General features: G+C 37.3%; 13 protein-coding genes. All 13 read left to right on the top strand.

The window, feature by feature from the left end:
- Positions 1–26 precede the first annotated feature (26 nt).
- The 13 genes from queA (at position 27) to MOO47_RS01505 (ending at position 14,663) form a co-directional block, all read left to right on the top strand.
- Positions 27–1,058, top strand: a complete 1,032-nt coding sequence (queA, locus tag MOO47_RS01565) for a tRNA preQ1(34) S-adenosylmethionine ribosyltransferase-isomerase QueA (protein WP_249513090.1) — start codon at positions 27–29, stop codon at positions 1,056–1,058.
- Positions 1,059–1,076: 18 nt separating this feature from the next.
- On the top strand, positions 1,077–2,219 hold the full coding sequence (gene tgt, locus MOO47_RS01560; RefSeq protein WP_249513089.1) for a tRNA guanosine(34) transglycosylase Tgt: 1,143 nt from the start codon (positions 1,077–1,079) through the stop codon (positions 2,217–2,219).
- A gap of 68 nt (positions 2,220–2,287) precedes the next feature.
- On the top strand, positions 2,288–2,689 hold the full coding sequence (yajC, locus tag MOO47_RS01555; protein ID WP_249513088.1) for a preprotein translocase subunit YajC: 402 nt from the start codon (positions 2,288–2,290) through the stop codon (positions 2,687–2,689).
- Between the two features lie 123 nt (positions 2,690–2,812).
- A complete protein-coding gene (gene zwf, locus MOO47_RS01550; RefSeq protein WP_249513087.1) occupies positions 2,813–4,300 on the top strand; it encodes a glucose-6-phosphate dehydrogenase in 1,488 nt (495 codons plus the stop codon).
- Positions 4,300–5,433, top strand: a complete 1,134-nt coding sequence (gene dinB / locus MOO47_RS01545) for a DNA polymerase IV (protein ID WP_249513086.1) — start codon at positions 4,300–4,302, stop codon at positions 5,431–5,433. Before zwf ends, dinB begins: the two co-directional genes overlap by 1 nt.
- Positions 5,417–6,355, top strand: coding sequence for a DHH family phosphoesterase (locus MOO47_RS01540; RefSeq protein WP_249513510.1), 939 nt, complete (start codon positions 5,417–5,419; stop codon positions 6,353–6,355). The genes dinB and MOO47_RS01540 overlap by 17 nt, the downstream gene beginning before the upstream one ends.
- Positions 6,356–6,389: 34 nt before the next feature.
- Complete coding sequence (locus tag MOO47_RS01535; protein ID WP_249513085.1) at positions 6,390–7,739, top strand: DEAD/DEAH box helicase; 1,350 nt, start codon at positions 6,390–6,392, stop codon at positions 7,737–7,739.
- A 230-nt stretch (positions 7,740–7,969) separates the two neighbouring features.
- Positions 7,970–10,618, top strand: a complete 2,649-nt coding sequence (gene alaS / locus MOO47_RS01530; protein ID WP_249513084.1) for an alanine--tRNA ligase — start codon at positions 7,970–7,972, stop codon at positions 10,616–10,618.
- A 65-nt stretch (positions 10,619–10,683) separates the two neighbouring features.
- Complete coding sequence (locus tag MOO47_RS01525; protein WP_249513083.1) at positions 10,684–10,944, top strand: IreB family regulatory phosphoprotein; 261 nt, start codon at positions 10,684–10,686, stop codon at positions 10,942–10,944.
- Positions 10,944–11,384 carry a Holliday junction resolvase RuvX gene (gene ruvX / locus MOO47_RS01520; protein WP_249513082.1) on the top strand — a complete coding sequence of 147 codons (441 nt, stop codon included), beginning with the start codon at positions 10,944–10,946 and terminating at the stop codon, positions 11,382–11,384. The genes MOO47_RS01525 and ruvX overlap by 1 nt, the downstream gene beginning before the upstream one ends.
- Positions 11,385–11,394: 10 nt before the next feature.
- Complete coding sequence (locus MOO47_RS01515; RefSeq protein WP_249513081.1) at positions 11,395–11,697, top strand: DUF1292 domain-containing protein; 303 nt, start codon at positions 11,395–11,397, stop codon at positions 11,695–11,697.
- A gap of 31 nt (positions 11,698–11,728) precedes the next feature.
- The gene (locus MOO47_RS01510) at positions 11,729–12,259 is read left to right on the top strand and encodes a CvpA family protein (RefSeq protein WP_249513080.1); all 531 of its coding nucleotides are present in this window, start codon (positions 11,729–11,731) and stop codon (positions 12,257–12,259) included.
- A gap of 52 nt (positions 12,260–12,311) precedes the next feature.
- Positions 12,312–14,663 (top strand): endonuclease MutS2, encoded by a 2,352-nt coding sequence (locus tag MOO47_RS01505; RefSeq protein WP_249513079.1) that lies wholly within the window; start codon positions 12,312–12,314, stop codon positions 14,661–14,663.
- Positions 14,664–14,686: the final 23 nt, after the last annotated feature.

Raw genomic sequence — 14,686 nt, 5'->3', positions numbered from 1 at the left:
ATATTGAAATGGATATGGAGAATTAAATGTTAACTTTAGATGATTTTGATTATAATTTACCAGAGGAATTGATTGCACAAACGCCTATTGAAAAACGTGATGCCTCCAAGATGTTAGTTTTGAACCATCAAACTGGTGAATACCAAGATCAACATTTTTATAATATTTTAGATTATTTAAATCCCGGTGATGCTGTAGTTATGAATAATACGAAAGTTTTACCGGCACGTTTATATGGGGTTAAAGCCAATACTAAGGCGCATATGGAAGTTTTATTATTGAATAATACTGCCGGCGACGAATGGGAAGTTTTAATGAAGCCTGCACGTAAAGCACCAGTGGGTACGGTCATTGATTTTGGTGATGGTAAATTGCAATGTACAGTCACCCAAGAATTAGAACACGGTGGACGAATGGTGAAATTTACGTATGATGGTATTTTTATGGAAATCTTGGAACAACTAGGAGAAATGCCTTTACCGCCTTATATCAAAGAAAAACTGGCTGATCCCGACCGTTATCAAACAGTTTATGCCAAAGAAGAAGGCTCTGCAGCAGCGCCAACAGCGGGCTTACACTGGACTAAAGAATTGTTAAAACAGGCACAAGCTAAGGGTATTAAGTTGATTTATTTAACATTGCATGTAGGCTTAGGAACTTTTCGACCAGTTTCGACAAATAACTTAGATGAACATAAAATGCATAGTGAGTTTTATCGTTTGACTCCTGAAGCGGCAGCCGCTTTAAATGATGTGCGCGCTAAGGGTGGTAAGATTGTTGCCACGGGAACAACATCTATTCGTACCCTGGAAACAATCGGCACTAAATTTAATGGTGAAATTCGTCCGGATAGCGGTTGGACAGATATTTTTATTAAACCTGGTTATAAGTGGCGAGTAGTTGACGAATTTATTACTAATTTTCATTTACCTAAATCAACGCTGGTGATGTTAGTAGCTTCTTTTACTGGGCGCGAAAATATTTTGAATGCTTATCAACACGCCATTGAACAAAATTATCGCTTCTTCAGTTTTGGCGACGCAATGTTTATCAAATAATGAATATATGAGGTTTGTATGGATCAACCAATTAAGTACCGTTTAATTAAAAAAGAAAAACATACTGGGGCTCGTTTAGGTGAAATTACAACGCCGCACGGCACGTTTGAGACACCAATTTTTATGCCGGTTGGTACCCAAGCTAGTGTGAAAACGATGGCTCCCGAGGAATTAAAAGAAATGGGTGCCTCAATTATTTTAGCTAACACGTACCATTTATGGTTACGACCAGGTTCTAAACTAGTGCGTGAAGCAGGTGGATTACACAAGTTTATGAACTGGGATCGTGGTATTTTAACGGATTCTGGTGGTTTTCAAGTGTTTTCATTAGCTAAAAGAAGAGGTATCACAGAAGAAGGTGTCACTTTCAAAAGTCATTTAGACGGACAAAAGATGTTTTTATCACCGGAAAAGGCTATTCATATTGAAAATGATCTGGGTCCCGATATTATGATGAGTTTGGATGAATGTCCGCCATTTTATGAATCATATGACTATTTGAAAAAGTCTGTAGCCCGTACAACACGTTGGGCACAAAGAGGTCTAAAAGCGCACCGCAATCCACAAAGTCAGGGTATTTTTGGAATTGTACAAGGTGCCGGTTATAAAGATTTGCGACAACAAAGTGCCCGTGATTTAGTTAGTTTGGATTTTGCTGGCTATTCTATTGGTGGGTTGTCTGTTGGTGAATCTAAAGCAGAAATGAACCAAGTTTTAGATTTTACTACACCGCTTTTGCCGGAAAATAAACCACGTTATTTGATGGGCGTTGGTACTGCAGATTCATTAATTGATGGAGTGATTCGGGGAATTGATATGTTTGATTGTGTGTTACCAACACGGATTGCTCGCAATGGTACATGTATGACTTCACAAGGTCGCTTAGTAGTTAAAAATGCTAAATACGCCCATGATTTCACACCGCTAGATCCTAATTGTGATTGTTATGCGTGCCGTAATTATACAAGAGCGTACATTCGCCATTTATTGCAAGTGGATGAAACTTTTGGTATTCATTTGACGAGTTATCATAATCTTTATTATTTAGTTCATTTGATGAGTCAAGTACGGCAAGCGATTAAAGATGATAATCTTTTAGAGTTTCGCGAGCATGTTTTTGAGCAATATGGTTTCAACCAAAAAAATTCAAAGAACTTTTGATCTGATACTGTGTTTGCTATGATTGTCTGTTAGAATGATAATTGAATATTTATATAGAGGTGACAATAGTGAAATTATTAGCAGCAAGTAGTGGTGTCGGTGGTAACTCAATGATTTTTATCTTTTTCATTTTGATGATTGTCTTGATGTATTTCACAATGTTCCGCCCACAAAAAAAGCAAGAAGAACAACGTAAAAAAATGTTGAATGCCTTAAAAGTTGGCGATGCAGTAACCACTATTGGCGGTTTACATGGGACCATTGATACAATTGACGATGATAATCAAACAATTGTTTTAGATTGTGATGGTATTTATTTAACCTTTGCTCGTTCAGCAATTCGTGGATCTAAAGTTGGTGCAACAGCAGCAAAGCCAACAACCAATTCTAAGCAAGCGGAAGCTGAAAAGCCAGAATCTGAACAGTCAGTTTCTGATACTGAAGCGGATGCCAATAATGAAAATAAGTAATTGTATCAGTTAAGGTTTCTATTTCAGAAGCCTTTTTATTTTTTTAGGTTATAATGTGGTAAAACAACTTTATTTGCTTAGTATCGATGGTGGTAATTTAATAGTATTTTGAGGAGATTTTCAATGGCTCAAGAACAACGATTAATTTTTATTATTTTTGGAGGTTCCGGTGATTTAGCACATCGTAAATTATATCCGGCTTTGTTCAAGTTGTATGTGAAGGGTTATTTGCGGCAGCATTTTGCAGTGATTGGTACAGCTAGACGTCAATGGAGTCACGAATATTTCCGACAAACGGTGATGGAATCAGTGGTCGCAGACATTGGTGATCAAGAGCAAATTGCTAGTTTTGCGCAACATTTCTATTATCAATCCCATGACGTTAATGATGCTGAACATTATATCGCCTTAAAGAAGTTGTCTGCACAGTTGAATGATCAATATAGTGCAGGTAATAATCAAGTGTTTTATATGGCAGTAGCACCGAAATTCTTTGGGACTGTTGCTAGCCACATCAATTCAGAGCATTTGTTAAATGAGCAAGGTTTTAATCGCCTAGTTATCGAAAAACCATTTGGTCGTGATTTAGCTAGTGCCAAAGCTTTGAACGATAGTATTTCTAAAACTTTTGCTGAAGATCAAATTTATCGTATTGATCATTATTTAGGTAAAGAAATGGTGCAAGCTTTGCCAATCATTCGCTTCACTAATCCGTTGCTTGCAGCAGTTTGGAATAATCAATATATTTCTAACGTACAAATTACGTTGTCAGAAACGTTGGGTGTCGGTGAACGGGCGGGCTATTACGAAACTGCTGGAACTTTGCGAGATATGATCCAAAATCATGCTTTACAGATTTTAGGCTTGATAGCCATGGATAGACCAGCAGAATTTACCGCCTCTGCTATACACGATCAAAAATCTAAGCTATTTTCCCAATTACAACTTTATTCAGCAGAACAAGTAGACCAAAATTTTGTGCGTGGTCAATATGGGCCAGATGCTAAAGAATATCAACAAGGTTATCGTGAAGCTGACAATGTAGCTGACGATTCTAATACTGAAACTTTTGTGGCGGGCAAGATATTAATTGATAATGATACTTGGCAAGGTGTGCCTTTTTATGTACGCTCCGGTAAAAGATTGCGTAGAAAAGCAACTCGTGTAGATATTGTTTTTAAACCGGAAGCTAATAATATTTTTGCGACTAAATTAGCTAAGATTGTGCGTCCTCGACCAGTTGTTTTGTCATTAGTTATTGAACCTAAGCAAGGAATTCAATTATTGCTGAATGCCACTACGCCGGGAAATGGGTTGCGTACTACATTGGATGAGTTGCGTTTTCAGCCTCCAGCAGCTAGTTTAGCTGATTCGCAAGAAGCTTATGAAAAATTATTGATTGATATTGTTGAAGGTAATCAAACTAATTTCACTAATTGGTCAGAACAATATTATACTTGGCGCTTTATTGATCGTATTCGAAAGCGGTGGGACGAAGTGCAACCAGATTTTCCTAATTATTGTAGTAATACTTTTGGACCAGAAGCCAGTGACCAACTATTAAAAAAGGATAGTCATGAATGGATTTTTGGCACTGATTATTTAGAATAATGCCTCTTTTTGAGTTGCCTGATATTGTTGATGAACATCGTAAAATAATTCATGTTGATATGGATGCCTTTTACGCTTCTGTGGAAGAGCGCAATCATCCTGCTTTTCAGCAAAAAGCTTTAGTTATTGCCCCTGATCCACGAAAGCATAATGGTCATGGTGTTATAACAACTGCCAATTATCGTGCCCGCCAATATGGTGTTGGTTCAGCCATGCCTGCAATTAGGGCTCTAGAATTAATTCCCGCAGAGCAATTGCAATTTATTGATCCGAATTTCACTTTGTATCGTCAAGTGTCCCAGCAAATTCATCAGATTTTTGCTACTGTGACTGATTTGTGGGAACCAGTGGCTTTGGATGAGGCTTATTTGGATGTTACGCATAACCATTTGGCAGTAACAAATCCTGCTCAATTGGCAATGATTATTCAGCGAACGATTCACCGTGGACTGCAGTTAACTTGTTCAGTAGGCATTTCATATAATAAATTTTTAGCTAAAATGGCATCAGATTATGCTAAACCATTTGGAAGAACGATTGTTAATGGCGATCAGGCGCGTAATTTTTTGGCAGAAATGCCCTTGAGTAAGTTCCAAGGCATTGGCGCAGCTACGCAAAAAAAATTAGCTGCGATGAACTTGACTACTGGAGCTGACCTGCAAGCTGTCCCTATTGATGTTTTGACGCAAAAATTAGGTAAAATGGGCTATATTATTTATCAACGAGCGCGTGGCATTGATGACCGTCTTGTTAAGGCACAACGCCAAAGTAAATCTATCGGTAATGAACGGAGCTTTAATCGTCCCATTTTTAGTGATGAACAAGTTGAACAACAGCTTTTGAAGATGACTAACCAAGTGGCTAAAACGCTAAAAACTAAAAATTTACATGGTCAAACAGTAGTTTTGAAAGTGCGGACGCTAGATTTTGTAACGTACACACGGCGCAAAACCTTAACACAATTTACTAATGATCCGCAAATTATCTTGCCTGTGGTACAGGAATTGTTTACTGAGTTAGCATTGAATCAACAACCATTACGCTTACTAGGTGTTACAATGACTAACTTGGTTTCCCAGGCTTTTCAAGAAATTAATTTATTTGAGGAGGACAATGATGAATACTTTCGGTGAAATTATTGAGCAAATTAAAATAGCACCAGTAATTATTATTCATCGGCATACTAATCCAGATCCTGATGCTTTAGGTGCACAATTTGGTTTAGCTACTAGTATTAAAAGCACTTATCCAGAAAAAACAGTTTTGCTGGCTGGTGAAAGTGTAGGCGATTTGGACTGGATGACAACTATGAATCAAGTGACAGATGAACAATATGCACAAGCTCTGGTTATTGTGGTAGATACCGCTAATACACCACGAATTAGTGATCAACGTTACAGTTTAGGCACAACTGTTATAAAAATTGATCATCATCCTAATGTTGATCCTTATGGTGATTTGAATTATGTGGATACTAGTGCTTCTAGTTGCTCAGAAATCATTGTTGATTTGATTAATCATGCTGGTAATGACTTAACACTCACCAAGCCAATTGCTGCAGCGCTTTATACTGGAATTGTCGGTGACACAGGGCGTTTTATGTATTCCAATGCAACAGTGCATACCTTCAATGTAGTGGCACAATTGTTGAGTTTTGGTTTTCAGCCCGATAAAATTAATCAGCGAATGGGACAAATAACGTTAAATCAAGCTAAACTACAAGGTTATGTTTTAGAACATTTGATTGTAGCTGAAAATGGTGCTGCCAAAGCTATAATTCCGGCGGATGTTTTAGAAAAACTAGGTTTGCAGCAAGCTGATGCTCATGTGGCAGTAACTACACCAGGTAGATTGAAAGAAGTTACTTGTTGGGTTTTGGCAGTTGCTAAGCCAGATGGCACTTACCGAATCCATTTGCGTTCACAAGGTCCAGTTATTAATGATATTGCTAGTGAGCATGATGGTGGGGGACATCCTTTGGCAAGTGGCGCTAATGCTCAAAATGAAGCCGAAGTTGAACAAATTTTTGCTCAATTGCAAGCTAAATTAACCTAATTGCTCATTAAATTAATTACATGAGGTATGAAAAATGGCAAATTTTGCCGATTATCGTTTTACTGATTTTTTAAATAAAGCACTTACTAAAATTAATTTTCAAAAACCAACTCCCGTTCAAGAAAAAGTCATTCCGCTCGTGCAGACCGGACGTGATTTAATTGTGCAGGCTCAAACGGGTAGTGGAAAAACACATGCTTATTTATTACCCTTGCTGGATGAACTGACGGATGCGCAACAAGTGCAATTAGTCATTACAGCACCTAGTCGTGAGTTGGCATACCAAATTCGCAATGATACTGAGCAATTATTGGCAAACCAGCCAAGTACTTTGCGCGTAGGATTGTACGTTGGTGGAACTGACAAACAAAAGCAAGTTAATAGTCTTAAAAATAAACAGCCTCAGATTGTAATTGGTACTCCCGGACGAGTTTGGGATTTAGTTCGCAGTCACGATCTATTGGTTTATCAAACTAAATATTTTGTTATTGATGAAGCCGATATGACTTTAGATTTAGGATTTTTAAAAGATGTTGATCTGATTGCTGGTAGCATGCCGGAAAAGCTACAAACAATGGTCTTTTCAGCTACCATACCTCCCAAATTACAACCATTTTTGAAAAAATATTTGCATAATCCAAAAGTAGAAAAATTAGCGGTACCAACAGTTATTGCACCTAACATTGATAATTGGTCGCTTTTTACGCGCGGACGCGATCGCAAACAAGTCTTAAAACAAGTTTTAACTATTGGACAGCCTTATTTGGCTTTGGTTTTCGCCAACACTAAAAAAACAGTGGATGAAGTTTATGATTATTTAGTCCAACAAGGTTTAAACGTGGCGAAAATTCATGGTGACCTAAAACCACGTGAACGCCGTCGAATTATGAAAGCTATTGAAAATATGGAATTTCAATATGTCGTGGCTTCAGATTTAGCAGCGCGGGGAATTGATATTCCCGGAGTTTCTCATGTGGTAAACTATCAATTGCCTAGTGATGATGAATTTTTCATTCATCGAGTCGGTCGTACCGGTCGTAACCAATTGGGTGGCACTGCAATTACTTTGTACGGACCCGATGAGGAAGAACAAATTCATCATTTAGAAAATTTAGGTATTGTTTTTCAACCAAAAGAAATTAAAAATGGCGAATTTGTGGATACGTATGAACGCGATCGCCGCCAAAAACGATCAGCTACTAATAAGCAATTGGACAATAAGTTAGTTGGTCTAGTCAAAAAGCAAAAACAAAAGAAAAAACCGGGTTATCGTAAAAAGATTAAGCAGGCCATTTCTGATGATCGGCGTCAGCAACGTAAGTTGGAACATAGACAGCAACAGCGCCAACAACGGAAAATCAAAAAACAGAATCATTTAAAGTGATTGACTTTTTAATCTTTTAAAATTATCATTTAGTTGGATATGTTAATAGTGAGCTTTTTTGTCAGAGAGGGTAAGAGTTAGTGGAATTACCTAGAAAGTATTATTGACGCTACCAAGCTAAATTTAATTTAACGTCTATTTAAGAGGCAAACGAATAATCGTTGCAAACAAGGTGGTACCGCGCTGAAGCGTCCTTGATCTGCAACGATTTTTATTTTGAGGAGATCATAATGAAAAAGTTAACTAGTTCCCAAGTAAGACAAATGTTTCTGGATTTTTTTGCTGCTAAGGGGCACACGATTGAACCTAGTGCATCGTTAGTTCCTAAAGATGATCCGACTCTATTATGGATTAATTCGGGCGTGGCCACGATGAAAAAGTATTTTGATGGTCAAGTGATTCCCAATAATCCAAGGATTGCTTCTGCACAAAAAAGTATTCGGACTAATGATATTGAAAATGTTGGTCATACTGCACGCCACCAGACTTTTTTTGAAATGTTGGGCAATTTTTCAGTGGGTGATTATTTTAAAGAGCAAGCCATTGCTTGGGCTTTTGAATTATTGACCAGTCCAGATTGGTTTGCTTTTGATCCAGAAAAATTATATATGACCGTTTACCCTAAAGATCAGGCTGCGTATGACTGTTGGTTGGCTCAAGGAGTTAGTCCTGATCACATTTATAAAGTGGAGGATAATTTTTGGGATATCGGAGTTGGTCCAAGTGGTCCAGATTCTGAAATCTTTTATGATCGTGGGCAAGAAAATAATGATGTAGCAGAAGATGATCCGGAAAATTATCCTGGTGGTGAAAATGCACGCTACTTAGAGATCTGGAATATTGTCTTTTCACAATTTAATCATTTGCCAGATGGTCGTTTTGTGGATCAACCACATAAAAATATTGATACGGGAATGGGCCTAGAGCGGATTGTTTCGGTCATTCAAGATGCACCAACTAACTTTGAAACGGATTTATTTTTGCCAATTATTAAGCAAACTGAACGTTTGAGTGATCATTATCAGTATGGTGACGATATGCAAAAAGATATTGCTTTTAAAATCATTGCTGACCATGCACGGGCGGTGACATTTGCGATTGGCGATGGTGCATTACCTTCTAATGAAGGTCGGGGTTATGTTTTGCGCCGCTTGATTAGAAGAGCTGTTTTAAATGGGCAAAAATTAGGAATTAGAGATCCTTTTTTGCACAAATTAGTGGCAATAGTTGGCGATATCATGAATAGCTACTATCCACAAATTACAGAACAGCAAGAATTTATTGCAAAAGTAATTTTTAATGAAGAAAGCCGTTTTGCTGAAACTTTAACCGATGGTCTGGAACTTTTGAATAATCAAATTCAAGCTGTTAAAAAAGCGGGTAGTGCTGTTTTAGGTGGACAAGCGGCCTTTAAGCTATTTGACACTTATGGTTTCCCTATTGAATTGACTGTCGAATATGCCAAAGAACAAGGTTTAACTGTTGATCAAACTGGTTTTGATGAACAGATGGAGCAACAAAAACAACGTGCCCGGGCTGCACGTGGTAATCGACAATCAATGGGCTCACAAGATGAACTATTAATGAGCATCACGACATCTAGTGAATTCGTCGGTTACGATCATTTAACTATTGAGGGCACTTTGAAAAATATTATCGTTGATGATCAAGAAGTTGCAGAAATTACGAGTGGACAGGCACAATTGATTTTTGATCAAACGCCATTTTACGCCGAAATGGGTGGTCAAGTGGCTGATGTCGGTGTTCTAAAAACTGATGATGATGCGATTGTTGCTGAGGTCATTGATGTGCAGCATGCGCCTAAGGGACAAAATTTGCATTTAGTAGAAGTGAAAGCTCCCTTACGAAAAGATGCGCATTATACATTAAGTGTTGATGCTGATTTTAGAAAAAATGTGCGTCGAAACCATACAGCTATGCATTTGTTGGATCAAGCTTTGCGCAATGTCTTGGGGGGGCAAACGCATCAAGCAGGATCATTGGTTGAACCTGAGTATTTGCGCTTTGATTTCACTAGTTTAGATCGCTTGACAACTGCACAATTGCAGCAAATTGAACAGATTGTTAATGAACAAATTTGGCAATCTATTCCTGTTGAAACGATTAAAACAGATATTAATACTGCCAAAAAAATGGGCGCTATTGCCTTGTTTGATAATAAATATGGTGAGCAAGTCCGAGTTGTTAAAATTGGCGATTTTTCAATGGAATTTTGTGGCGGTACGCATGCTCAAAATACAGCAGAAATTGGTCTTTTTAAAATTATTTCTGAAACTGCTGTTGGCGCTGGTGTACGCCGAATTACTGCAGTTACTAGTCAAAAAGCTTATGAATATGATCAAACTAATATGCAATATTTGGAAGCCGTTCAGTCTGATTTAAGAGTTCCACAACTCAAAAATGTCCCCGCTAAAGTGGAGCAATTAGTTGCAGAGCTTAAGACAACACAGCAAAAATTGCAAAGCTTACAAACTAAAGTAACTCAGCAAGAAGCTAGCAATTTGCTGGATCAAGTACAAAAAATCGGTGATTTGACAGCAATTTTAGCACTCGCTCCTGTTGGTGGTATGAATGAGTTGCGTCAAATTGCTGATGACTGGAAACAACAAGCTAAATCTGATGTTTTAGTCTTGGGTGCTACTAACCAAGATAAAGCTAACTTGATTGTTGCAGTTAATTCCAGTACTATTGCAAGTGGTATAACTGCTAATCAAATCATTAAGGCTATTGCTCCAAAGATTAACGGCGGTGGTGGTGGTCGCGATCAAATGGCTCAAGCCGGTGGTAAAAATCCCGCTGGTTTAAAAGAAGCCTTGGCGGCTGCCAAAGATTTCTTAGCTGACATTAAGCTAAATTAAATAATGTATTTGTGGTTGGCGCATTTTTTGAGTATGATAGTCTTTATAAAAAGAGGTGTAAGCTTGTGAGTTCTTTAGATAATACAATGAGTTTTGACTTTAACGAGAATCGAAGACAAGATGTCCGTAATACCTTGAAGAAGGTGTACAGTGCACTAGAAGAAAAAGGCTATAATCCGATTAATCAAATTGTTGGTTATTTATTGTCTGGAGATCCTGCATATATTCCCCGTTACAATGATGCTCGTAATTTGATTTTGAAACATGAGCGTGATGAAATTATCGAAGAACTGGTTCGTTTTTATTTAGGCAGTGGTGATAAATAATGCGATTTATGGGATTAGACGTCGGTTCAAAAACCGTGGGTGTTGCCGTTAGTGATCCATTAGGTTGGACTGCACAAGGCGTTGAAATTATTCGCATCAATGAAGATCAGTCCGAGTTTGGTTTAGATAGATTAGGTCAATTAGTGCAAAAATATCAAGTAGAACAATTTGTGGTTGGTTTACCGAAAAATATGGATAATACCGAAGGTGAACGGGTTGAAAAATCGCAACAGTATGGCCAAATGATCCAAGATAAATTTGACTTACCTGTAAGTTATGTTGATGAGCGCTTAACAACCGTCCAAGCGCAAAGAATGTTAATTGAAGAAGCTGATATTTCACGTAAAAAAAGACATCAAGTTATTGATGAAGTGGCAGCGATGATGATTTTACAAAATTATTTAGATCGTTTAGCTTATCAAAAAGCTAATGGTCATTAGAGGAGTTATTATGAGCGAACAACCTAATAATATTGATCGTGAAATCATTTTAAGTGACGATCAAGGCAACAAAGAAACTTTTAGAATTTTGTTTACTTTTGATTCAGATGATTATCAAAAGTCTTATGTCCTAATGTACCGTGCATCTGATGAAGAAAATGCTGAAATTGAGATTCAAGCTTTTAGTTTTACGCCTGATGCTAATGGTGATGTTACAGCAGGTGATTTAGAACCAATTGAAGATGAGCGTGAATGGGAAATGGTTCAAGAAGTGTTGAATACTTTTTCAGCTGATGATGAACAAGAGTTCTAAAATAAAAAATTAAGGTGTCTTGATGTTAAGTATGTTGATTATGCTAATTTTGGCTTATGGAGTATATGCCGGAATTAGACGGGGACTAGCTCTACAAATTGTCTATACGTGTGGATATTTAATTAGTTTTTTGGTGGCAATTTTTAGTTATCGGTCGATTGGTCCAAAATTAGATTTAATTATTCCATATCCATCAGCTTCACCCCAAAGTTATTTTGCTTTTTTTAGTCCTAAAGTGAGCCTTTCTTTAGATAAATCATTTTATTTAGGAACAGCTTTTTTGATGGTAGTTTTTGGTGGTTGGATCATTACAAGAATTGTTGGCGCTTATTTCACGGATTGGACTTACTTGACAATCGGTGATGATTGGAATGCACCTTTGAGTGGCATTTTAGCTTTAATATGTAATTATATTGGTATTTTTATCGTACTTTATATTATGGCTTTAGTGCCGATTTCAGGTTTGCAACACTTATTAAATCATTCTTGGTTGGCTTCTGTGATGATTCGTTATTCAACTGGCTTAACCGATTTATTTACTAAGTTACTAATTTATAATTAAGGTTGCTGGTTAAGCAACCTTTTATTTTACAGTATTTTGATAAAGGATAGATATGAATAGGCGAATTTTAAAGACATTAGAATATGCCAAAATTAAACAAGCAGTAGCAGACTTCTTAATCACTGAACACGGACAGCAACAATTAAAAAACTTAGTTCCTAGTTCAGATAAAGTTCAAGTTCAGAAATGGTTGAATGAAACTTATGACGGTGCAGAACTGTTGCGACTGGCTTTGACAATGCCAATTGTCAAAGCACCACAAATTGTTGATGAATTAAAGCGTCTTAAAATCGGGGCTGTTTTGAATGGCGGTGAACTGTATCGCTTATGTTTAGTTTTGCAGATGGCTAATGATTTACAAGATTTTTTTGAACAGGCACGCCAGCAAGGTGTCCAGTTGCGGACATTGTATCAATATACGCAAAATTTGTTTGGCTTACCCAGTATTTATGAGCGTTTGCAGAAATCTTTGGATCCCACTGGTAAATTGTTAGATGACGCAACTCCAGAGTTGAAAAAAATTCGGCAAACAATCCAAAAAAGTCAACAACGTGTACGTGAACGTATGGAACAGTATTTGCATAATTCACACAGCAAATATTTAAGTGAGAGTCTTATTACAGTTCGCGATGGTAAATTGGTTTTGCCAGTTAAACAAGAATCGCGTAATCATTTTGGTGGTGTGATTCATGATCAAAGTGCTAGTGGACAGACAGTTTATGTAGAGCCACAAAGTGTAATTGAGTTGAATAATTTGATTCAATCACAACAAGCTTTAGAAAAAGAAGTAATGCAAAAAATATTACACGAATTAAGCGACTTGTTGCGTCCTTATGTAACACAATTGGCTGATAATGCACAATTAATTGGTCAACTAGATTTAATTAATGCCAAAGCTTGTTATGCTAAGCAGTTAAAAGCTAGCGAGCCCTTAATTAGCGATACTAATGATATTATTTTAAAAGATGCGCGCCACCCGTTAATTGATCCACAAAAAGTTGTACCCAATTCAATTACTTTAACGAATTCTCAACGTAATGTTATCATCACTGGTCCCAATACTGGTGGTAAAACGATTACTTTAAAGACTGTTGGTTTATTGCAACTGTTGGCTCAATCCGGCTTATTTATTCCAGCTGCTGATAACAGTCAAGTTGCTATTTTGGATGAGATTTTTGCAGACATTGGTGATGAACAATCTATTGAGCAAAATTTAAGTACTTTTTCATCACATATTGATAATATTATTGCGATTTTGCCCCAATTAACAGCCAACAGTTTAGTATTGTTAGATGAACTAGGTGCTGGTACTGATCCACAAGAAGGTGCTGCATTAGCTATTTCATTGATAGAAGCAATCAGCCAAACTGACTGCAGATTATTGGTCACAACGCATTATCCAGAATTGAAATTGTTTGCTTATAATTATCCGCAAACTACAAACGCCTCCATGGAATTTGATTTGCAAACCTTGCAACCAACTTATCGTTTATTAATCGGTATTCCAGGAAGCAGTAATGCTTTTGAAATTGCCCAACGTTTAGGCTTAAAACGGTCAATTGTGCAACGTGCTAAAGCCCTGCAGGCTGGTGATAGCCAAGACTTAAATATGATGATTCAAGATTTAGAAAAACAGCGTAAAAATTTTGAAACACAGGCTCATGATTATCATGCTTTAGCAAAAGAAGCCGAACAAAATAAGGTTGAATGGCAAACAAAAGCTGACAAATTGCAACAAAATCAAGAGCAAATAATAACTGAGGCGAAGCAAAAAGCCAATCAATTAGTGGATCAAGCGCAATCGGAAGCTGATAAAATTATTAATGAGTTACATCATTTGCAACAAGAATCTGCAGTGTCAGTAAAAGAGGATCGCTTAATTGCTGCAAAAACTAATCTGAAAAATTTGCATTATGAACAAATTTTAAAGCACAACAAAGTTTTGCGCCGTGAAAAACAAAAGCAAATTATCAATGTTGGTGATGATGTACATGTAGCACAATATAGTCAAGATGGGGTAGTGATTGGCAAGGATAAAAAAGGTAACTTGGAGGTACAATTAGGTATCATCAAGATGAAGTTTGCTCCAGAAGAAGTTGTTAAGATTAAAGCTACTCCGCAACAAAATGAGCATGCTACCACTAAACGTGCCCATGATCAAGTAGCTTTAAAATTAGATTTACGTGGTGAACGCTATGAGCAAGCGATGGCTGATTTAGATCAGTATATTGATCAAGCTTTAGTTGCGGGTTATGGTAAAGTGACGATTGTGCATGGCTTTGGTACCGGTGCTATACGTAAAGGTGTGCAGCAATATTTACAGCAAAATAAGCGTGTTAAAAACTTTGCTTATGCACCAGCCAATGCTGGCGGACAAGGGGCCACGATCGTTGATTTACAATAAGGCAAAATTCTTTTGGAAATTTG

This window comes from Bombilactobacillus thymidiniphilus (genome assembly GCF_023380245.1).
In the GTDB taxonomy this organism is placed as follows: domain Bacteria; phylum Bacillota; class Bacilli; order Lactobacillales; family Lactobacillaceae; genus Bombilactobacillus; species Bombilactobacillus thymidiniphilus.
Note: the sequence above shows the minus strand (reverse complement) of the source record. Positions and strands in the feature narration are given on the sequence as shown.

Excerpts from the sequence above, each read along its gene's own strand:
- MOO47_RS01540 (WP_249513510.1), top strand. The coding sequence starts at position 5,417 with ATGAATACTTTCGGTGAAATTATTGAGCAAATTAAAATAGCACCAGTA.
- ruvX (WP_249513082.1), top strand. The coding sequence starts at position 10,944 with ATGCGATTTATGGGATTAGACGTCGGTTCAAAAACCGTGGGTGTTGCC.
- queA (WP_249513090.1), top strand. The coding sequence starts at position 27 with ATGTTAACTTTAGATGATTTTGATTATAATTTACCAGAGGAATTGATT.
- dinB (WP_249513086.1), top strand. The coding sequence starts at position 4,300 with ATGCCTCTTTTTGAGTTGCCTGATATTGTTGATGAACATCGTAAAATA.
- MOO47_RS01510 (WP_249513080.1), top strand. The coding sequence starts at position 11,729 with ATGTTGATTATGCTAATTTTGGCTTATGGAGTATATGCCGGAATTAGA.
- tgt (WP_249513089.1), top strand. The coding sequence starts at position 1,077 with ATGGATCAACCAATTAAGTACCGTTTAATTAAAAAAGAAAAACATACT.
- MOO47_RS01515 (WP_249513081.1), top strand. The coding sequence starts at position 11,395 with ATGAGCGAACAACCTAATAATATTGATCGTGAAATCATTTTAAGTGAC.
- zwf (WP_249513087.1), top strand. The coding sequence starts at position 2,813 with ATGGCTCAAGAACAACGATTAATTTTTATTATTTTTGGAGGTTCCGGT.
- alaS (WP_249513084.1), top strand. The coding sequence starts at position 7,970 with ATGAAAAAGTTAACTAGTTCCCAAGTAAGACAAATGTTTCTGGATTTT.
- MOO47_RS01535 (WP_249513085.1), top strand. The coding sequence starts at position 6,390 with ATGGCAAATTTTGCCGATTATCGTTTTACTGATTTTTTAAATAAAGCA.
- MOO47_RS01505 (WP_249513079.1), top strand. The coding sequence starts at position 12,312 with ATGAATAGGCGAATTTTAAAGACATTAGAATATGCCAAAATTAAACAA.